At 60.4% G+C, this 19,533-nt stretch carries 16 protein-coding genes, 1 tRNA gene and 1 rRNA gene; all 18 read right to left on the reverse strand.

The genetic code is table 11. The features are described from left to right. Window positions 1-119: 119 nt before the first annotated feature. The 18 genes from NML54_RS04780 to rrf all read right to left on the reverse strand — a co-directional run bounded on the left by NML54_RS04780 (window position 120) and on the right by rrf (window position 19,420). Window positions 120-193: transfer RNA gene (locus tag NML54_RS04780), tRNA-Pro, on the reverse strand. A 215-nt stretch (window positions 194-408) separates the two neighbouring features. Next, complete coding sequence (gene der / locus NML54_RS04785; RefSeq protein ID WP_254756220.1) at window positions 409-1,989, reverse strand: ribosome biogenesis GTPase Der; 1,581 nt, start codon at window positions 1,987-1,989, stop codon at window positions 409-411. Between the two features lie 111 nt (window positions 1,990-2,100). Further along, a complete protein-coding gene (gene cmk / locus NML54_RS04790) occupies window positions 2,101-2,793 on the reverse strand; it encodes a (d)CMP kinase (RefSeq protein WP_254756222.1) in 693 nt (230 codons plus the stop codon). Between the two features lie 54 nt (window positions 2,794-2,847). After that, window positions 2,848-4,017: a prephenate dehydrogenase gene (locus tag NML54_RS04795; RefSeq protein ID WP_254756224.1), complete on the reverse strand. Its 1,170-nt coding sequence runs from the start codon at window positions 4,015-4,017 to the stop codon at window positions 2,848-2,850. A gap of 18 nt (window positions 4,018-4,035) precedes the next feature. Beyond that, entirely contained in the window at window positions 4,036-5,196 is a 1,161-nt protein-coding gene (locus tag NML54_RS04800) for a pseudouridine synthase (RefSeq protein ID WP_254756226.1), read from the reverse strand. An 81-nt stretch (window positions 5,197-5,277) separates the two neighbouring features. Then, window positions 5,278-6,306: an SMC-Scp complex subunit ScpB gene (scpB, locus tag NML54_RS04805; RefSeq protein WP_254756228.1), complete on the reverse strand. Its 1,029-nt coding sequence runs from the start codon at window positions 6,304-6,306 to the stop codon at window positions 5,278-5,280. Further along, the gene (locus tag NML54_RS04810; RefSeq protein ID WP_254756230.1) at window positions 6,299-7,327 is read right to left on the reverse strand and encodes a segregation and condensation protein A; all 1,029 of its coding nucleotides are present in this window, start codon (window positions 7,325-7,327) and stop codon (window positions 6,299-6,301) included. The genes scpB and NML54_RS04810 overlap by 8 nt, the downstream gene beginning before the upstream one ends. Before the next feature lie 189 nt (window positions 7,328-7,516). After that, window positions 7,517-8,377 carry a ParA family protein gene (locus NML54_RS04815; RefSeq protein WP_005506637.1) on the reverse strand — a complete coding sequence of 287 codons (861 nt, stop codon included), beginning with the start codon at window positions 8,375-8,377 and terminating at the stop codon, window positions 7,517-7,519. Window positions 8,378-8,471: 94 nt separating this feature from the next. Beyond that, window positions 8,472-9,761, reverse strand: coding sequence for a tyrosine recombinase (locus tag NML54_RS04820; RefSeq protein ID WP_254756232.1), 1,290 nt, complete (start codon window positions 9,759-9,761; stop codon window positions 8,472-8,474). A 108-nt stretch (window positions 9,762-9,869) separates the two neighbouring features. Next, window positions 9,870-10,544 carry an NUDIX domain-containing protein gene (locus NML54_RS04825; RefSeq protein ID WP_254756234.1) on the reverse strand — a complete coding sequence of 225 codons (675 nt, stop codon included), beginning with the start codon at window positions 10,542-10,544 and terminating at the stop codon, window positions 9,870-9,872. A 145-nt stretch (window positions 10,545-10,689) separates the two neighbouring features. After that, window positions 10,690-12,384, reverse strand: coding sequence for a CTP synthase (gene pyrG / locus NML54_RS04830; protein WP_254756236.1), 1,695 nt, complete (start codon window positions 12,382-12,384; stop codon window positions 10,690-10,692). Window positions 12,385-12,724: 340 nt separating this feature from the next. Then, complete coding sequence (recN, locus tag NML54_RS04835) at window positions 12,725-14,443, reverse strand: DNA repair protein RecN (protein WP_254756238.1); 1,719 nt, start codon at window positions 14,441-14,443, stop codon at window positions 12,725-12,727. Window positions 14,444-14,462: 19 nt separating this feature from the next. Then, on the reverse strand, window positions 14,463-15,470 hold the full coding sequence (locus tag NML54_RS04840) for an NAD kinase (RefSeq protein WP_254756240.1): 1,008 nt from the start codon (window positions 15,468-15,470) through the stop codon (window positions 14,463-14,465). Between the two features lie 270 nt (window positions 15,471-15,740). After that, window positions 15,741-16,469, reverse strand: a complete 729-nt coding sequence (locus NML54_RS04845; RefSeq protein ID WP_254756242.1) for a TlyA family RNA methyltransferase — start codon at window positions 16,467-16,469, stop codon at window positions 15,741-15,743. Window positions 16,470-16,561: 92 nt separating this feature from the next. After that, window positions 16,562-16,729 (reverse strand): hypothetical protein, encoded by a 168-nt coding sequence (locus NML54_RS04850; RefSeq protein WP_005506658.1) that lies wholly within the window; start codon window positions 16,727-16,729, stop codon window positions 16,562-16,564. After that, complete coding sequence (locus tag NML54_RS04855; RefSeq protein ID WP_254756244.1) at window positions 16,722-17,759, reverse strand: HAD-IIA family hydrolase; 1,038 nt, start codon at window positions 17,757-17,759, stop codon at window positions 16,722-16,724. Before NML54_RS04855 ends, NML54_RS04850 begins: the two co-directional genes overlap by 8 nt. Before the next feature lie 188 nt (window positions 17,760-17,947). Beyond that, complete coding sequence (locus NML54_RS04860; protein WP_254756246.1) at window positions 17,948-19,048, reverse strand: tetratricopeptide repeat protein; 1,101 nt, start codon at window positions 19,046-19,048, stop codon at window positions 17,948-17,950. A 255-nt stretch (window positions 19,049-19,303) separates the two neighbouring features. Continuing rightward, a 5S ribosomal RNA gene (gene rrf, locus NML54_RS04865) occupies window positions 19,304-19,420 on the reverse strand. Window positions 19,421-19,533 lie beyond the last annotated feature (113 nt).

Genomic DNA, 19,533 nt, shown 5'->3' on the forward strand with positions numbered 1-19,533 from the left:
CTGCAAACCCCACACCCCCCCCGCGCGGGGTGCCGCGGCGCGCCCCCCCCCCCCCCCGCAAACCCCTAAATGGCATACAAAAAAGCTCCGGAAGGAAAAACCTTCCGGAGCTTTATCTGTCGGGTTGACAGGATTTGAACCTGCGACCCCTTGACCCCCAGTCAAGTGCGCTACCAAGCTGCGCCACAACCCGATTCGTTATTCACGATATTGTTTTCAAAGTTTCCCCTGAACACTCGAATAACTATACCGGGCTTTCACCCCCCACGCAAGCCAGAATCCCACTTTTTAGAAAAAATCTTAAAAATCTTTTCCTCGCAGATTTTCTGCACAGAATCCAGTGCGTGGGGGCCAAACCTAGCAAGGGGCCAGCCCAGCGACAGGGCATCAAGCAGACACACCCCGCTACTAGCGGCGGCCACCCTTACCCTTCTTAGCCTTCGCGCTCTGACGCTCACCCAAGGAACGACGCTCACGCACACGCATCGAAATCTCAATCGGAGTACCCGTGAAATCAAAAGTCTCACGCAGACGACGCATAATGAAGCGACGGTAACCCGGATCCAAGAAACCGGTAGTAAAGAGCACGAACTTCGGCGGACGCGAAGACACCTGAGTACCGAAGAGAATACGCGGCTGCTTACCACCACGCAGCGGGTGCGGATGCGCGGCCACAATCTCGCCCAGGAACGCGTTCAGGCGACCGGTCGGAATACGCGAATCCCACGACTCCAGCGAGTGCTCCAGGGCGGGCACCAGCTTATCCTTATGCCAGCCGGTCTTCGCCGAAATGTTCACGCGAGGCGCCCACTGCACATGCGCCAGGTCGCGCTCAATCTCGCGCTCAAGCATGTAGCGGCGGTCCTCATCGAGGGTATCCCACTTATTGAATGCCAGGACCATCGCACGACCCGAATCAATCACGGTCTGCACGATACGCACATCCTGCTCAGAAATCGGCTCGGAAACATCCAGCAGCACCACGGCAACCTCAGAACGCTCCAGAGCAGTCTGAGTACGCAGCGAAGAGTAGAACTCCGCACCCTTAGCCATGTGCTGGCGACGGCGAATACCCGCGGTATCCACAAAACGCCAGGGGTAGCCACCCAGCTCAATAATCTCGTCAATTGGGTCACGAGTCGTACCAGCCAGGTCATTCACCACGGCACGCTCAGAACCAGCCAACTTATTCAGCAGCGACGACTTACCCACGTTCGGGCGACCCACCAGAGCCACACGACGCGGGCCGCCCAGCGCCTCCGGCTGAGCAAACTGCGAGTACTCCGGCATAACCTCAAGGATCTCATCCAGAGCATCCGCCAGGCCACGACCGTGCAGACCCGACACCGGGAACGGCTGACCCATACCCAGCGACCAGAGGTTATAAATCTCCGGCTCCAGGTGAGCGTCATCAATCTTGTTAGCAATCAGAATGATCGGCTTCTTCACGCGGCGCAGCATACGCACAATCTGCTCATCCGAAGCGGTCACACCCACGCGGGCATCCACCACCAGGACCACAACATCGGCCTGCTCCACAGCAATCTCAGCCTGCTCAGCAACCTGAGCATCAATACCGCGGGCGTCAGACTCCCAACCACCGGTATCAACCAGGGTGAAGCTCTTACCCAGCCACTCAGCCTTATAGGACACGCGGTCACGAGTCACACCCGGCTTATCCTCAACCACCGCTTCACGGCGGCCCAGAATACGGTTAATGATGGTCGACTTACCCACGTTCGGGCGGCCAACAATCGCCACTACCGGATCAGCGAGCTGCTCTTCCTCTTCCTCAATGTCGAAGCCCCAGGCACCCAGCAGGGCGCGGTCCTCTTCATCCAGGTCGTAGTCCTCAAGACCCTCAAGAAGAGCCTGAGCACGCTGGTCAGCGGTCTCATCATCAATCTCAGCGAGGCGCTCGGTAACGTCGTCCTCGCCACCGCCCAGGTACTTATCTTCGTAATCGTCGCGGATAGCGTCCTCAGCCATGCGCATTCCTTTCTCTACCCGCCCCACGCCCATCCCAATGGTCAGCACGCGAGCGCGGCTCAACGTCTTCTTGGGAGCGGATGCACCACTCCCCCAGCGTTTTGGCGGGGCCTAGCCCGCGCGCTTCGCCTTCAACTGGTCATTCACAGCGTTAATCACTGCAGAGACCGTCGCATTAAAATCAAGATCCGAGCTGTCCACCAGGGTCACACCCTCGGCAGCTTCCATAAAGTTATTGACCTTCGAATCCTTTGCATCACGCTCAGCGATCTGCGTGCTCAAGTCACCCGAAGCGCCGGACTTCTCCACATTCTCCAGGCCGCGGCGCGCCATGCGCACCTCTTCAGAAGCAGTCAGCAGGATGCGCGCATCAGCGTCGGGAGCGACCACGGTGGTGATGTCGCGGCCCTCAGCGACCATGCCGTTAATAGCGTGGTCAATCATCCAACGCTGCAGGCTAATCAGGTGCTCACGAACCGCCGGGACCGAAGCCACAGCAGAAACGGCCGAAGAAATGCGCTCGCTACGAATCTCCTCACGGATATCGGTCGAGCCCATCAGAATCTCTTCTTCTTTAATGTTCGTACCGAACACCAGGGGCATCTCCTCGACAGCCTTCGCGATCGCCTCAGCGTCGTTCAGGTCAATGCCAAGTTCCAGCACACGGTAGGTTGCGGCACGGTACATTGCACCGGTGTCTAGGTACGCCAGGCCAAAATGGCGTGCAACTTCCTTAGACACAGACGACTTACCGGAACCGGAGGGACCGTCAATAGCAATCGTCAGTTTAGGGTTCTCGTGCATCAGCACTCCTTAAAATTCGTCTCAAACTTTATGCCGGAAAATACAGCTTTAACTCTACTTCACAACACGCCAACCGCGAGCCGACAAATCGCGGACCAGCGCCTCATGAATAGATGGGTTGACCGAGATTTCAGCCATACCCACCGGGGCACCCGTCGAGTGCTCCAGACGCAAATCCTCAAGGTTCGCGCCCAGCTCACCAATCTCGGCAAGCAAACGAGCCAGCGTGCCGGGGGTATCGTCCACCAGCACCGTCATCTTTGCGAACGCGGCGGGGGCCGTACCGTGCTTACCCGGAATACGGCTAACGCCGGCGTTGCCTTCGCTCATCAGCTGCGCCAAATCCAGGCGAGCGCCGGATGCCGTCGGGTTCTCCAGTGTCGTGATGAGGCGGTCCAGGTCATCACGCACACCGTAGAGGGTCTTCACAATCGGGTCAGCGTTCGCCGCAAAAATCTGCACCCACAGCGTAGGGTCCGAAGCCGCAATACGCACCGTATCGCGCAAACCCTGACCCGCCAGGGACAGCGCATACAGCGGAGTGTCCTGCAGACGCGAAGCCAACAGCGAACTCATCGCCTGCGGCACATGAGAGATCAGGGCAACCGTCTGATCGTGCTCCTCAACGTTTAGAGAAGTCACAATCGCACCCAGCTCCACCGCCACAGAACGCACCAGACGCACACACTCGGGGCGAACCGAATCGTGCTCGCAGATAATCCACGGACGCGCCTGGAACAGCTCACCGCGAGCAGCCACCGGGCCAGACTTCTCACGCCCAGCCATCGGATGCGAACCCACGTAACGGGACGCATCCGCACCCGAGGCAAGCACATCAGCCAGCGGCTGCACCTTCACCGAGGCGACATCCGTCACCACGGCGCCGGGGTAGCCCGCCTCCGGTCGAGGCGCATAGGTGTTCAACGCGCGAGCGCACACGGCACCGGCACTATCCGGAGGCGCAGCCACCACCACCAGCTGCGGGGCGAATGCGGCGCGCTCCTGCTCCGACAGGGTGGAGAAGCTTGTACCGGCACCAATATCCTGCGCCACAGCCTCGGCGGTGGGTGAAATATCTTGGACGTACACGTCCTCGCATCCTGCCGCACGCAACCCCAAACCAATGGAGGCACCCAGCAGACCCGAGCCGATAATGAGCACCGGCCCGGTCAGCGTTGAGTCGATGGGCAGCTCAGATGCGGAAAGCTCAGCGGGCGAGCTCATGACAACTCCTTAGCGTTATTACATGTCCACCGAAGCGAGCAGGTGACCGATCTCGACCTTGGAGAGGTTACGGACGGTACCCTGCTTCTGCGAACCGATACGGATCGGGCCCATCTCGACGCGGACCAGGCGCTCAACCGGGTAGCCGACGGCGTCGAAGAGGCGGCGCACGATGCGGTTCTTACCGGAGTGGATGGTCACCTCAACGAGCACATGGCCGGGGGTGGAGTCCACCAGCTTGAACTCGTCAACGCGGGTCACGCCGTCTTCCAGGCGAATGCCCTTCTTCATGGCTGCACCGACGCCGGGCTCCATCGGGCCGGGAACCTGCACCAGGTAGGTCTTGGGCACCTCATAGGAGGGGTGGGTGAGGCGGTTCGCCAGTTCACCGTCGTTGGTCAGCAGCAGCAGGCCCTCAGTTTCGACGTCCAGGCGGCCCACATGGAACACGCGCTCGCTCATGGAGGAACGCAGGAAGTCAGAGATGCAGGGGCGGCCTTCGGGGTCTTCCATGGTGGAGACCACGCCGGCGGGCTTGTTGAATGCCATGTAGACGAGCTTATCGTTGGTCTGAACGGTCATGCCGTCCACCTGCACGGTCACCTTGGAGGGGTCCACGCGCACACCCAGCTCGGTCACGACTTCACCGTTGACGGTAACGCGGCCTTCGGTAATCATTTCTTCGCAGACGCGGCGAGATGCCACCCCGGCCTGAGCCAGCAGCTTCTGCAGGCGCACGCCGTCGTGGTTGTAGAAATCGTAGTGGTCTACCGGGGCGTTGCGGGGGCGGCGGGGGCGGTGCGGGCCAGCGTAGTTGCTGACGCGGTATTCGCCGCGCTCGTTTGCGAAGGCTTCGCCGGAGCGGTAGGGGCGGCCCGGTGCGCGGCGTTCGCGCTTGGGCAGTTCGGTGCCGCGGCCTCGGCCGGAACCTGCGCGGCCTGCGCCGAACTTCTTCTCGCCAAACTTCTTGTCACCGAACTTCTTCTCGCCGAAGCCCTTTGCGCCGCCCTTGCCTGCGCCACCCTTCGGTGCGCCGGGGCGACCACCGCGTGCGGATGCGCCCTTAGCGCCGGGCTTACCGCCCTGACCGGGACGAGTAGCGCCGGGACGGCCGCCGCGGGAGGTCTGGGGGCGACCGGATGCAGAGCGGCCGCCGCGGGAGGAGTTTCCATATGCCATGGTGTTCTTCTCTTTTCTGTCGTATAGTGCGAACATTTCAGGCATTTCCCGAACGTTCGTTCGTCTTATTGATTCGTTGTCTTAGTCGTTGCCCTCGGCAAGCACTGCGGCTTCAGTATCATCGGGCAGGAAGGGCGCGAGCGCCGGCAACTCCGCCAGGGAGTTCAACCCGAGCTTCGCCAGCAGCAGCTCCGTGGTTTCGTAGAGTGTCGCGCCGCTTCCGGCTTCTCGCCCTGCTTCACGAATCAGCTGCCGTTGCAACAGCTGACGGATTGCAGCGTCCGCGTTTACGCCTCGAATGGAGGCTACCCTCGCCCTGGTCACCGGCTGCTGGTAGGCAATGACGGCGAGTGTCTCGTAGGCGGGCTTGCTGAGGGTCGCGTTCTTGGAGCGGGTTACGAAGCGTGCCACCCAGGGGGCGAAGTCGTCGCGGGCGTAGAGCTTCCAGCCTCCTGCGATGTTCCGTAGCTGAAATCCGCGCGGTTCGGGCGCCACCCGGTTTCCGTCTTCTCCGTAGCCGTTTTCTTCGCCGTTGTACTCGCGGTACAGCTGGTCGAGCGCGTGCTCAACAGCTCGTTCGCTGACGATGAGCGCAGCGGAGAGTTCACGCACGCTCACGGGCGCTTCGGCAACGGCGAGGATCGCTTCGATGGCGCTTTTGACGCCGCCGGGGATTGCCTCGACCTTGGAGAATTCGGCTTCGGCATCGACCGCCACGCTGGGCGCGGTGGAGGGGCCTCCTGCCGGAATCGTTGCCGGTTTCGCTGTCGGTTTCGTTACCGATTCCTTCGACTCGCGGAATGCAGTTTCTTGCGATTCCTCGGAGCCGTCGGAAATGTCGGAACCATCGGAGTCCTCTACCGTTTCGGCGGCTTCAGCCTCCTCAGCTTCTTCGGTCACCTCATCCAGAGGAGCGGCCGCTACCTCGTGCTCAGCCGGCTCAGCGTCCGCCTCAGCAGGCTTCGAGATTTCAGACTCTACCGCCTCTACCGGCACCGAGTCAGCCTGTTCCGAATCCTCGTCTGCGTTCGGATCCCAGTAGCCCATGTTCACGATCGCAAGGTCGTCGGGGGTGAATTCACGGTCAAAGCGTGAGCCATGATTACTCATAATCCTCCTCTACCGATCCCGTGTTAGCTTCAGATTCGTTCGCAGATTCGTTCACTTGGGGTGATTCTGGTGGTTCAGGTGCTTCGCTGGTTTCGTGCGCATCCTGTGTGCCTGCGGTGTCTGCAGTTTCTTCACGGATCACGAACTGTGCCGCGCTCGCGCTCGCACGTACCCGAATAGCTCCGAGCGGGGCATCCTGTTCCACGTGCAGGGCACCTTCTTTGTAGAGCTCGAGCAGGGCAAGAAAACGAACCACCGCGATTTCTAGTTCGCCGGATCCTTGAACCAGTTCGGCGAAGCTCAGTTCCCGCGCCGCCGTATCGAGCAGGCTGTGCAGAATGTAGTGTTCTTCAGCCGCGATGGTGGTTAGCGGAACGTGCAGGTGCTCGTTGAGTTCTTCAACGATTTCTTCGGGTTCCGGTTCAGGCTCTTTGGGGGTTCGGCTCAGTGCCGCTGCGGCGATGCGGGCGAACTCTTCGGCGCCTCCGGTAAAAACCAGCTCGGGTAGCGCCTGGGCGAATCGTTCTTCGAGGGCTACCGCACGGGGAAAACGCTGCGCTTCTTGCACCCAGCGTTCAGCAAAAATATCGGCGACTTCGCGGTAGGCGCGGTATTGCAGCAGACGGGCGAAGAGCAGATCGCGTGCCTCCAGCAGTGCAACGTCCTCTTCGAAGGGTTCACGATGCTGCGGGAGCAGGCGTGCGGTTTTGAGTTCCAGCAGGGTTGCGGCGGTGACCAGAAATTCGCTGGCTTCGTCGAGTGCGCGTTCGGTGCCTTCAGCGTAGAGGGCGTGCAGGTATGCGAGGAACTCGTCGGTGACCTCTGCGAGCGCCACCTCGGTAATGTCAAGTTTGCGGCGCGAAATCAGGGTCAGTAGAAGATCAAAGGGACCCTCAAAATTACTGAGGGTGAGGGTGAAACCGCGTTCCGGGTTCTGCAGGCCGCGGCCCTCAGTCCGGGCGTTTGCGGCGGTGTCTGCGTTCGGTGTCGGTACCCTCACGGCAGCGACGTTCGTGGTCATAAACGACCTATTCTCCTTAGGTTTATTCTCCCCGGCTTTGTTGGTGCCGTCTCAGATGCGGCTTTTACTTCGCCTATTTTTGGTGTAAGCAGTGTGCGGGGTCTTTAGAATCCACACAATTATACGCCCTCTGCCGGTGTGACTCAAGGGTGAGAGTCGCCTCAGCAGAGGGCGTATAGGTGTGGGGCTTTAGCGTGCGCCGCCCTTGTAGATCAGTTCGCGTGCCACCTGGCGGTATGCTTCCGCGCCAGGGTGGCTGGAGGCGTAGCTGAGAATCGGCTCGGCGGACACCGATGCGTCCGGGAACTTCACGGTGCGCTTGATAACGGTGTCGAAGACCTTGTCGCCGAATGCGTCCACGATGCGTGCCAGAACTTCCTTGGAGTGGATGGTGCGCGCATCGAACATGGTGGCAAGTACGCCGGAGATTTCGAGGTCGGGGTTCAGTCGATCCTGAACCTTCTCGATGGAGTCGACCAGCAGCGCGACGGCGCGCAGCGCGAAGAACTCACAAATCAGCGGAATGATGACACCTTCGGAGGCGGTCAGTGCGTTGACGGTCAGCAGGCCAAGGGAGGGCTGGCAGTCGATGAGGATAACGTCGTATTCGTCGCGAACCTTGCGCAGCGCCGAGGCGAGAACCTGCTCGCGAGCCACTTCGTTTACCAGCTGAACTTCAGCTGCGGAGAGGTCAATATTGGCGGGCAGCAGGTCGATATTCTCCACACCGGTGGGCAGGATAACGTCCTTGATGTCCACCTTGCGGTCCATCATGACGTTGTAGACGGTCAGGTCCAGTTCGTGCGGGTTCGCACCGAAACCGGCGGAGAGAGCACCCTGCGGGTCGAAGTCGACCAGCAGCACCTTACGGCCGCATTCTGCCAGTGCCGCGCCCAGGTTAATGGTGGAGGTGGTCTTACCCACGCCGCCCTTCTGATTCACCATAGAGATAATGCGGGCGGGACCGTGGCTGCTCAGCGGAGCCGGGTCGGGGTATACGCGCAGGGGTCGACCGGTGGGGCCGAGTTCTTGAGCCTGAGCTTCAGTCAATGGTTCACCTTCATCAATGAATTCGAAGTTTTAAAGTTTAAGCGTTGTCTATAAGGTTACCTCAAGAGCGACTGTTCCGCGGATTGACGGGGTTTTATCCCCGTTCGTGGGCACGCGGATGGGCCATGCGGTACACTTCCATGAGCCCCTCGGGCGTGACCTTGGTGTATACCTGAGTGGTGGCGATGGAGGCGTGTCCGAGCAGTTCTTGCACCACGCGAATATCGGCTCCGCCCTGCAGCAGGTGCGTTGCGAAGCTGTGGCGCATGGAGTGCGGGGAGAAGTCGGAGCTGAGCCCGGCGGCTTCGGCGGCTTCTTTGAGGATGAGCCAGGCGCCTTGGCGTCCGAGTCTGCCGCCGCGTCCGTTGACGAAGAGCGCGGCGGTGCCTTTACCGTGCGCTACGAGGGAGGGGCGGGCACGCACCAGGTAGTCTTGGATTGCTTTTTGGGCATAGCTACCGATGGGTACGAGCCGTTCTTTATTTCCTTTGCCGAAAAGTCGAACGTAGCCGGGCAGGGTAATCTGGTTGCCGTCTTCATCGGTGAGGGTTCCTTCGAAGTGCACGTCGTCGATATCGGCGTTGAGCATTTCGCTCACGCGCGCACCGGTGGCGTAGAGGAATTCGAGTATGGCTCGGTTGCGTAGCCCGGTGGCGGTTTCGCGGTCGGGTACGGCGAGTAGCCGCTGGATGTCTTCTACGCTGACTGCTTTGGGTAGGCGCTTGACGTTCTTGGGCGGGGTGACCGGTGCCGCCGGGTCGGTGGGCACGATGAGCGCGGAGACCCAGAAGGCGTGTGCTCCGCGGACTGCCGCCATGGTGCGGGCGATGGAGTTCGGCCCCAAGGGCAGGGGCAGGTTCGGTGTCGCTTCAGCGGTTGGCGTTTCTTTTTCTGGTGCACCGGCTTTCTCCGGCTGCCCGGCACGACCTTTCCCAGCGTGCCCGTTTCCAGCACCTCGCCCTGATTCGGAGGCGATCATCAGTGCCAGCAATTCTGCGGCTTCTTCCTGCGCTTCCTGAGATTCCTGCGCGTTCTGGTTGTTTTTCTCCCCCGCTTCGAATCCGGCAAGCGGCACGGTGGGGGCGGCGAGTTCCCGCATGAAGGAACGCACCTGCGCGGTGGTGATGCGTTCGGGGTCGATGACGCCGAGGGTCGCCATGTAGGCACTGTATCGTCGCAAATCGCGCGCGTAGCAAGCGAAGGTGTGCTCGCTGCTTCCTCGCTCCACGCGCAGGTGGATGAGGTACTGGTCAATGGCTTTCTGGAGCGGGGTCTGCGCCTCCTGGTGGGAGGAACCCAGCACAGAGGAACCGGCAGAAGAGGTCACGCCGAGCAGACCCGCGCCGCGGGATGTCTTGCTCGCCATGTTTTTTGCTTGCTTCACGCTATCTCCTCTGTCGGTTCTGTTGACGTTTGGGCCTCTTGATATTTGGGTCTCTTGATATTTGGATTTGCCGTAGGCGGAGCTACTCCCCCACCCTACGTTCCGTTCTTAGTGGTTGCAGAAGTTCTCCGGCTTTTCGCGGCGCTGCCCCATGTAGGGGTGGAACTCCCAGCCGCCCTCGGCGGGGCGCAGGCCTTCAAAGTTGTTCTGCGCCGCCGCGTAAGTGGCGAGTACAGCCTGAATAGCGAGCGCGTTATGAACCTTTCCACCCAGCACCAGCTGTACTGCCTCGGCGAGGGGCACCCAGCGGTAGGTCATTTCTGCTTCTTCGTCGGTGCGTTCGCTACGTTCTTCGGCGGGCAGTTCCGAGAGGTTACGCGCCAGGTAGACGCGGCCTGCTTCGCTGGTTGCGCCGGGGCTGCTGAAGTAGTCGGTCAGAGCGTTCCAGATGACTGCCTGCAGGTCTGCCTCTTCGGCAAGTTCGCGCTGCGCGGCGGCCAGGGGGTCTTCACCGTCAATGTCGAGCAGTCCGGCGGGTACTTCCCAGAGGTTCATGCGCACCGGGTGGCGGTACTGGTTGAGCATCAGCAGTTCGTTGTTGTCGTTGAGAACCGCCACGGCGACGGCGCCGGGCATTTCCACGACGTCGCGGGTCAGCACGGTGTTTTCGTTGAGTTCGTACTCTTCAACGGTCGTTTCGATTACGTAGCCGCTGTACTTCACGGTGCGGGTGCGGATGGTGCGTTCGGAGGGTGCATCAATAATCTGCTGGTTGTTGCTCATTCTTTCATTGTAGGCGGCTTCTTAGCCCCGCTATGTTTGGCGCGTTAGGTACGGGCACGGAATAAGGCATATTCAGGTTTAAACGAAAGCATCCCGCTCTCCCCTGCACGGGGTGAGCGGGATGCTGAACGTTTGTGCCTAGATGTTAGGCGCCGCGGCGCTCCAGAGCAGCCTTAATCAGGCCGGAGAAGAGCGGGTGCGGGCGAGTCGGACGCGAGCGGTACTCGGGGTGTGCCTGAGTTGCCACGTAGTAGGGGTGTTCCTCTGCAGGCAGTTCCACATACTCGACCAGCGAGGAGTCCGGGGAGGTACCGGAGATACGCAGACCTGCTTCTTCAAGCTGCTCGCGGTACTCGTTGTTCACCTCGTAGCGGTGGCGGTGACGCTCTGCAACCTCGGTTGCACCGTACGCCTTAGCTACCTGAGAGCCGGGAACCAGGTTTGCCTTGTACAGGCCCAGGCGCATGGTGCCACCCAGGTCGCCTGCACCTTCGACGAACTGCTTCTGCTCTTCGATGGTTGCGATGACCGGTACGGAGGTTTCCGGATCGAACTCGGTGGAGGATGCTTCGGTCAGGCCCAACACGTTGCGTGCGTACTCGATGACCATTGACTGCAGGCCGAGGCAGATACCCAGGGTCGGGATCTTGTGCTCGCGTGCGTACTTGAGGGCGCCGATCTTACCGTCCAGGCCGCGGATGCCGAAGCCGCCGGGCACGAGGATTGCGTCCATGTTGCGCAGCTGGTGGTCTGCATCTTCGTCGGTTGCGCACAGGTCAGCTGCAACCCACTTGATGTTGACCTTCACGTTGTTTGCGAAGCCGCCGGCGCGCAGAGCCTCGGAGACGGACAGGTATGCGTCGGGCAGGTCGATGTACTTACCGACCAGGCCAACGTTGACCTCTGCTGCGGGGCGGTGCACTGCGTCGAGCAGGCGGTTCCACTGGGTGAAGTCCGGTGCGGGAGCCTCAATACCGAAGTAGTCGAGGATGTAGTCGTCGAGCTTCTGGCTGTGCAGGGTCTTGGGGATGTCGTAGATGCTGGGTGCGTCGGCGCAGGAGATGACTGCGTCGCTGTCCACGTCGCATGCGTTACCGATCTTGGTACGGTGCGAGACGGGGACCTCACGCTCACAGCGCAGGATCAGACCGTCAGGCTGGATACCCAGGCCGCGCAGTGCTGCGACGGAGTGCTGGGTCGGCTTGGTCTTGAGCTCGCCGGAGGGGCCGATGAAGGGCACCAGGGAGACGTGCAGGAAGAAGACGTTCTTGCGGCCAACATCGCGGCGTACCTGGCGTGCCGCTTCCATGAAGGGCAGGGACTCGATATCGCCGACGGTGCCACCGATTTCGGTGATGATGATGTCGGGTGCGTTTTCAATTTCCGCTGCGTGACGCATGCGGGCCTTGATTTCGTCGGTAATGTGAGGGATGACCTGGACGGTGTCGCCGAGGTATTCGCCGCGGCGTTCCTTTGCGATGACGGAGGAGTAGACCTGGCCGGTGGTCACGTTAGCGGACTGGTCGAGGTTTTCGTCCAGGAAGCGCTCGTAGTGTCCGATGTCGAGGTCGGTTTCAGCACCGTCGTCGGTGACAAAGACTTCACCGTGCTGGAAGGGGTTCATCGTACCGGGGTCGACGTTCAGGTAGGGGTCGAACTTCTGCATGGTCACAGAGAGGCCACGTGCGCGAAGAAGCTGACCGAGGGAAGAGGCCGACAGGCCCTTACCGAGAGAAGATGCAACGCCGCCGGTCACGAAAATCTGGCGGGTTACCTTGTCGTTAGAGGACGCGTTCAGAGCGTTATTTTTTTCATTCACCACGGAATTCAAGCCTACCATTTTCTTGTCTGCTATCCAAGCAGAGGGTTTTGCCGCGAGAGGATTCTCTCAGACGGTTTTCCCTCCCCTATTTGTCCTTATCACCACTGTAAACGGAGCCGGGGATTTATTATTCCCGCCGCGCCGTGTAGAAGCAGGTGTAGGAGCATTCACAGAGTATCTCACATTCTCTGGGCTCCATGCGCCGCTATTGGTCACCGGCGCGGGCTGTACTGGTAACTTTCCGAGGCATGCTCGCGCATTTCAGCCCCTTTGTTGGTCTTTAGTGAGAAAGATGCTACCTTTCGGCGCTTTTGCCAGCACTTTCCCGCTGCTTTTCCCCGCCGGTTTGCCGTCAGTTTCAGCGCCCCTGCGGCACTTCTCGACCGGCGGCCAGCAGCTCTCGGGCGTGCTCTCGCGCCGATTCTGATTGATCGTGTCCGGAGAGCATTCGCGCCAGCTCCACCACGCGTTCCTCTTCGGAAAGTACCTTGACCTTTGAGAGGGACGCGTCATCGTTTTTCAGCACGAGGATGTGCTGGTCCGCGAAGGCGGCAACCTGCGGCAGGTGGGTGACCACCAGAACCTGCACGTGTCGGGCGAGCATGGCGAGGCGGCGACCGATTTCGATAGCGGCCTTACCGCCCACGCCGGAGTCCACCTCGTCGAAGATGAAGGTGGGTACGGGGTCCACTTCGGCAAGCACTACCTCCAGGGCGAGCATCACGCGGGAGAGCTCACCGCCGGAGGCACCCTTACCGAGCGGGCGCGGCACGGCGGTTCGGTGCGGCGCCAGCATGAAGGTTACCGTGTCTCGACCGTGTACCGAGAACTTTTCGGCTTCGGCAACTTCCACGACCAGGGAGGCGTTCGGCATAGCAAGAGCAGTGAGCTCCTCACTGACGGCATCCGCCAGTTTCTGCGCGGCGGCACGGCGCAGGGCGGTCAGCTCTTCTGCCTGGGAGCCAAGCACCTTGCGTAGCTGTACCAGCTCGGTTTCCAGGGTTTCCTGTCGCTGCGGGTCATCCACCAGGGTCTCAAGGCGTGCGCGGGATTCTTCAGCCCACTCGAGAACCTCGGCAATATCGGCACCGTATTTGCGGGTGAGGGTCGCCAGCTGGGCGCGGCGAGTCTGCACCTGTGCCAGACGTTCGGGGCCTTCAACATCCAGGGAGGCCATGTAGGAGGACAAATCCGAGGAGATATCGGTGGCAAGAATCAACAGTTCGTTGACGCGCGCGGCGAGGGAGGCAAGCTCTTCGTCAGCGTCTGCCTGCGCATGTAGCGCGGAGCGGCTTGCATCGAGCAGGTTCATGACGCTCTGCTCGTCGCCGGTGGAGTATTCGCTACCGCTGAGCGCTGCGGAGGCGGTTGCCGAGGCGATACGTAGCGCTTCAACGTTCATGAGCTTCACCATTTCGGCTTTGAGCTCTTCTTCTTCGCCCGCCTGCGGGTTGACGGCGCTGATTTCTTCGAGGGCGCCCTGCAGGGTCTGCGCTTCGAGGGCTCGTGCGCGCGAGTTTTCTCGTACTTCCTTGAGCTCTGCGGCGGCGGTGCGGTATCGCTCGTAGTTTTCGCGGTACTTCTCCAGCAGATTGGCGAGCTCTTCACCGGCGTACAGGTCGAGGGATTGGCGCTGCTCTGCCGCTGATTTGAGGCGCAGCTGATCGGACTGGCCGTGGACTGCAACAAGAGTCTGACCAATCTGAGACAGGGTTCCGATGGGTGCGGAGCAACCGCCGACGTGGGCGCGGGAGCGTCCCGAGGCGTTGACGGTGCGTGCCAGAAGCAGCTCGGAGGTCTGTTCGTCGATGTCTTCGGCGGTGCCGCCGGCTTCTTCGGCAAGCTCGAGGGCGCGGTGCCCGTGGGGCAGGCGAATCACTGCTTCGGCAAGGGCACTCTTGGCGCCGTTGCGCACGCTGGATGCGTCGGATCGGGCGCCCAGGAGCATGCCGAGGGCGGTGACGACCATGGTTTTACCTGCGCCGGTTTCACCGGTCAGCACGGAGAATCCGGGTTCGAGGGGGAGCCTCGCATCGGTGATGATTCCGAGGTCTCGAATATGGATTTCCTCAATCACGAACGTTCATTCCTTTTCTTTAGTGCTTCTCGGTGTCCTGCGGGCCACGCCAGCCACGGATTGGAAGCTCGAATTTACGCACCAGTCGCTCAGAGAAGGGAGCCGGATGAATACGGGCGAGTAGCACCGACTTTTCGGAGCGTCGCACCTCAATACGGGAGCCGGGGTCCAGCTCTACGGTTCGGCGGCCATCGCACCAGAGCACGCCGGAGGCGCCGTTTCCGGGCATCATTTCTACCGCCAGGGTGGAGGTCGGCGCTGCTACCAGCGGGCGCGCGAAGAGCGCGTGAGCCGAGAGTGGCACCATAAGAATTGCTTCAACTTCGGGCCAGACGACCGGACCGCCGCCAGAGAAAGCGTAGGCGGTCGAGCCGGTGGGGGTTCCCATGACCACGCCATCACAGCCAAAGCTGCTGAGCGGGCGGCAATCCACCTCGATAATAACTTCAATCATTTTTTCACGGTTGCCCTTTTCGACGCTGGCTTCGTTCAGCGCCCAGTCACTGTGCACGCGCTTGCCGTCGTTCCAGACTTCCACGTCGATTGCCATGCGTTCTTCAACGGTGTATTCGTTGTTGACGATGCAGCGAACGGTTTCGGTCAGGTCACTCTCTTCGGATTCGGCGAGGAAGCCGACGTGTCCCAGGTTCACCCCGATGAGCGGAACGCTGGTTCGGCGTACCATTTCTGCGGCGCGAAGAATCGAACCGTCACCACCGAGCACCACGCCGAGTTCAATATCGATGAGCGCCACGGATTCGTGGACGACCTGCACGGGGACGGGCTCGTCCCAGTTTTCACTCAGGGTCTCCAGATCGGAGCGAGTCATGACGGGGGCGAGTCCCTCTTCGTAGAGCTGGGTGCATGCCTGTCGGGCGGCATCTCGTGCTTTTTTGCGCCCCACGTGGGCGAAGACGAGAATCTTACGGTGACATTGTTCCGCCGAACCTTCGGAACCATGACGCGCATCTGCGGTAGCTACCTGCGCGGTTGCTTCCTGCGGTGCGTGCCTTTCGCGTTCTGCCATAACGATTCTCTCCCATCGAGGTGTTGAGATCGGGGTATTGAGATAGTGTATCTACCCCTATCATACCGAATATGTTCTCGAATATTTCTAAAGAGCTATATTTTTAGAAAATTATTTCGAATAGCGTACGGCTGGGGTATCTCTAAAATACCTATAAAAAATACCTGCGAATAGCGCGGCAGCCTGAGAAAGCCCCGCCCTCAACGCGTCCTGCGTTACCGAGCGGTTTCTCTCAGACTGCCTTAGCACTATTTATTTTCGACACTATATTTATTTTCGGCACCAGAGGAAGTACTCTACGTTGCCGTCCTGTCCGGGGAGCGGGCTGGGTTCCATACCCATCACGCGCAATCCGTGGCTGACCGCAGATGCCTGAACTTTTTCTACTGCTTCACGGCGGGCGGCTTCTTCGTGCACCACTCCCCCACGTCCGATGCGGTGCTTGCCGACCTCGAACTGCGGCTTGACCATGAGCACCAGGTCGCCGCCGGTTTCGGTGGCGTTCGCTAGCGTCTCCATAACCAGGGTCAGTGAGATGAACGAGAGGTCAGAAACCGTCAGTTTGACCTGCCCACCAATGTCTTCGGGCTTCATGTAGCGAACGTTGAGTCCTTCGTACACGCCGACTCGCGGTTCTTCGCGTAGCGTGTCCACGAGCTGCCCGTGTCCTACGTCAACGGCGGCTACGTGGGCGGCTCCTCGACGAAGCAACACGTCGGTAAAGCCTCCGGTGGATGCTCCCGCATCCAGGCAACACTTGCCTTCTACCTCGATTTCGGGGAACGCGTCGAGGGCACCGGCGAGCTTGTGCCCTGCGCGGCTGACGTATTCGGTCAGCTCGCTCTGGCGCACGTAGAGGGTATCCTCCGGGCCCACGAGCATGGACGCTTTGCGCGCAACCTTGCCGTTGACTTGTACGTCTCCTGCCGCGATGAGTTTTGCGGCGAGGGTTCGTGAGCTCACGAATCCGGCTTCGACCAGGTATTTATCGAGGCGCACGGTGTCTTTGTCTTCTTTCTGTCGTCGTCTGATGACGGGTTATCTAGTGCCCCCCTCAGAGCATTGCTGTTCTGAGGGGGCACCGCCGCGAACTAGGAGAGGTTTTCGAGGTCCTTCTCCAGTTGCTCGCTCATCGTTTCGAGGCGCTTGACGCGCTCTACGGGGTCCATGGCGAGGGTCGCCGCGAGTTGGCGCTCAAATTCGGCGTCAAGCTCAGCGGTTTCTTCTGCCGTGCTGTTAGTCTCCGGTTCTTTAGGCACCGGGGATCCCCTGGATGTTGGGGCATGCGCCCTGTTCGGGGTTTGCCGCCCACCATGCCGCGCAGGCTACGCGCCATGCTTCGGCTTCACTCTCGCTACCCGTGAATGCTTCGGTATCTGCAATCTCGGGGCCGGTCAGGCTCATGTTTTCACCGCGGACTCGTGCCTGCCAGGTGGGGCCGGTTGCGGTGACTTCGTAGCCTTCGTAGAGCACCTCAATTTCGGGGTAGGGTGCGAAGAAGTCCCCGAGGGTGCGCAGAATATAGGTCGGACGCTGGTTCGGCACGGCCTCGATGACGTCCTGGTAGGTCTGTACGCCGGTGAGGACGAGGGCGCCGTCCATCTTTGCGTTGTTGGCGCCGAGAATGTCGGTGTCCAGGCGGTCACCCACGATGACGGGGCGGCTGGAGTTTACAGCCTGCGCTGCGGTGTGGAAGATGGGTGCTTCGGGCTTGCCCGCGACGAGCGGGGTGCGGCGGGTTGCGCTTGCCACTGCTGCTACGAGGGTTCCGTTGCCGGGTGCCTGGCCTCGTTCCTTGGGGATGCTCTGGTCGGTGTTGGTGGCAATCCAGAGGATGTCGGGGTTTGCGAGAGTGTAGGCGGCTTCCGCGAGGTCTTCCCAGCCGATCTTGGGGTCGAAACCCTGGATGACGGCTACGGGGCCTTCTTCTTCCTTGCGTACGGTTTCGAGGCCTACCGCACGAACGCAGTCGGCAAGTGCTTCGGTGCCGGTGATGAGTACTTTGGAGCCTGCGGGTACGTGCTGTGCGAGCAGCGCGGCGCCTGCCTGTGCGGAGCTGACAACTCGTTCTGCTCGGGTGTGCACGCCCAGTTCTCGCAGGTGCTCTGCTACAGATTCTACGGAGCGCGATGCGTTGTTGGTGACGAAGATGACCGGTACGTTGAGTTCTTCTTCAGCACGGTTGAGCGCTTCGGGTGCGCCTTCGATGGCGAAGGGACCCGCATAGACCACGCCGTCCAGATCGGAGAGGAGGGCATCATAGCGGGATAGGAGTGCGTTCGTGGTCATAGAGTGTTCCTCTCGGGGTCTCTGGCGGTTGTCGCTATTAATCGTACCTGTTAGGCACTCTAGCGTTGGTGCCTTCGGGCGATTATATGGAAAACCGCTGGACGCTCTCCCCTGCTTGGGTGTGGCGTCCAGCGGTTTCACGCTGACACTTAGGTCGCGTATTTAGAATTCTTAGATTCTCCGCAGTCTTATTCTACGGAGGTTTCTTCTGCTTCTTCAGTCTTGGGAGCTTCGGTCTTCTCGTCCTCAGCTACTTCCTCTTCTGCGGAAGCATCAGCGGTCTCTTCAGCGTCTCCTGCGGTCTCAGTGAGTTCTACAGACTTCTCTTCCTGTTCGAAGAGGCCTGCTTCACCGAACATGTCGAAGATTTCGGGTTCAGCGAAGTTGCCTTGGCCCAGTGCTGCTTCTGCCATGAATGCGAGACGTGCCCAACGTTCTGCTTCCTGGTTACGGCCTGCGTTAGCCAGCGCGTCGGAGTATGCGCTGAACAGGCGGGGGCTGTACTCGAAGGCACGCTTGGGGTTCAGCTGAGGAATCTGCAGCGCTACGACAGCTTCAGACTTCTTGCCCTGATCGCTGAGGAGGCCGGATTCAACGATGGCGAGCTCTACACGCACGTTGGCGGGCAGTTCTTCCTTCTTGAATTCTGTAATCATTTCCATTGCCTTGGGCAGGCGGCCGAGCGCGCGTTCGCAGTCCACCAGCAGTGCCAGGTGGTCTACGGAGCCGCTAATACGGCGGTGGGTGCGCAGTTCGCGCAGTGCCAGTTCGAAGTCTTCTGCCACGTATGCGGCGACACCAACGGCTTCGCGTACTGCGGCGATACGGCCTGCGCTGCGGGAAGCGGCAACGGCGTGTTCCAGCGCGAATTCGGGGTCGATGTCGAGGTAGCGACCAGCCATAGCGAGGTGCTTTGCGACGGTTTCTGCGTTGCGCGGTTCCAGGGCGCGCAGCTGACGGAAGGTCGCACCATCCAGCTCGCGACCGGTGATGTCGTCGTCAATTTCCGGTGCCTTGGGCTTTGCAGGACGGTAGCCTGCACGACCACCAATGCTGCGTACTTCTTCGCGAGGTGCTTCTGCCTCGGGACCGTTGGAGCGAGGTGCCTTGGATCGGGAGTCGGAGCGACGACCGTCGAACTTTTTGCCTCCGCGGTCGTTACGCTTGAAACCGCCCTTGCCGCCAAAGTTCTTGCCGCCCTTCTTGGAGCGGAAGTCCTTTCCTCCGCTGTTCTTGCGGTGCTGGCGGGGGCCGGAGTCGTTAGACTCGTGACGGGGGGTCTCAGACATGAATCTCCTTGGGAGGTATCCGCCAGCGTGGGCGGGTAGGGTATGCAGTCGATTCGGGCGAACCGCTGCCTGAGGCATCAACTCTATGAGGGGTGCTTTAGATACACCCGCTAATGCCTAAACATAAGCCATACTATTCTAGTATAGAGAGCACCTTCCGTGCACCCGTACTGATGGGATGTTAAAGACAAATGGGGAGGCCTAACGGCCTCCCCAAAAAAATAGCCCCGGCGAAGCCGGGGCTATTGAATAATAAAGCGGCAATAACCTACTCTCCCACACCCTCAAAAGTGCAGTACCATCGGCGCAAAGAGCCTTAGCTTCTGGGTTCGGAATGGAACCAGGCGTTTCCCTCTTGCTATAATCACCGCAAACCTACGGGATTGTTATCCAAAAACCATACAGTGAACGCAAACAACAAACATCTCGAAAAAGTAAGCCTTCGGCCTATTAGTACCAGTCAACTCCACGAGTCTTCAGTCCCC

The organism is Rothia gullae, from assembly GCF_024294905.1.
Classification (GTDB): domain Bacteria; phylum Actinomycetota; class Actinomycetes; order Actinomycetales; family Micrococcaceae; genus Rothia.

What these genes read in the sequence shown, in the direction of transcription:
- NML54_RS04855 (WP_254756244.1), bottom strand. Translation starts at nt 17,759, where the DNA reads ATGACCACGAACGCACTCCTATCCCGCTATGATGCCCTCCTCTCCGAT.
- NML54_RS04840 (WP_254756240.1), bottom strand. Translation starts at nt 15,470, where the DNA reads ATGGCAGAACGCGAAAGGCACGCACCGCAGGAAGCAACCGCGCAGGTA.
- NML54_RS04800 (WP_254756226.1), bottom strand. Translation starts at nt 5,196, where the DNA reads ATGGCATATGGAAACTCCTCCCGCGGCGGCCGCTCTGCATCCGGTCGC.
- NML54_RS04810 (WP_254756230.1), bottom strand. Translation starts at nt 7,327, where the DNA reads ATGACCACGAACGTCGCTGCCGTGAGGGTACCGACACCGAACGCAGAC.
- der (WP_254756220.1), bottom strand. Translation starts at nt 1,989, where the DNA reads ATGGCTGAGGACGCTATCCGCGACGATTACGAAGATAAGTACCTGGGC.
- pyrG (WP_254756236.1), bottom strand. Translation starts at nt 12,384, where the DNA reads ATGGTAGGCTTGAATTCCGTGGTGAATGAAAAAAATAACGCTCTGAAC.
- scpB (WP_254756228.1), bottom strand. Translation starts at nt 6,306, where the DNA reads ATGAGTAATCATGGCTCACGCTTTGACCGTGAATTCACCCCCGACGAC.
- NML54_RS04795 (WP_254756224.1), bottom strand. Translation starts at nt 4,017, where the DNA reads ATGAGCTCGCCCGCTGAGCTTTCCGCATCTGAGCTGCCCATCGACTCA.
- NML54_RS04825 (WP_254756234.1), bottom strand. Translation starts at nt 10,544, where the DNA reads ATGAGCAACAACCAGCAGATTATTGATGCACCCTCCGAACGCACCATC.
- NML54_RS04860 (WP_254756246.1), bottom strand. Translation starts at nt 19,048, where the DNA reads ATGTCTGAGACCCCCCGTCACGAGTCTAACGACTCCGGCCCCCGCCAG.
- cmk (WP_254756222.1), bottom strand. Translation starts at nt 2,793, where the DNA reads ATGCACGAGAACCCTAAACTGACGATTGCTATTGACGGTCCCTCCGGT.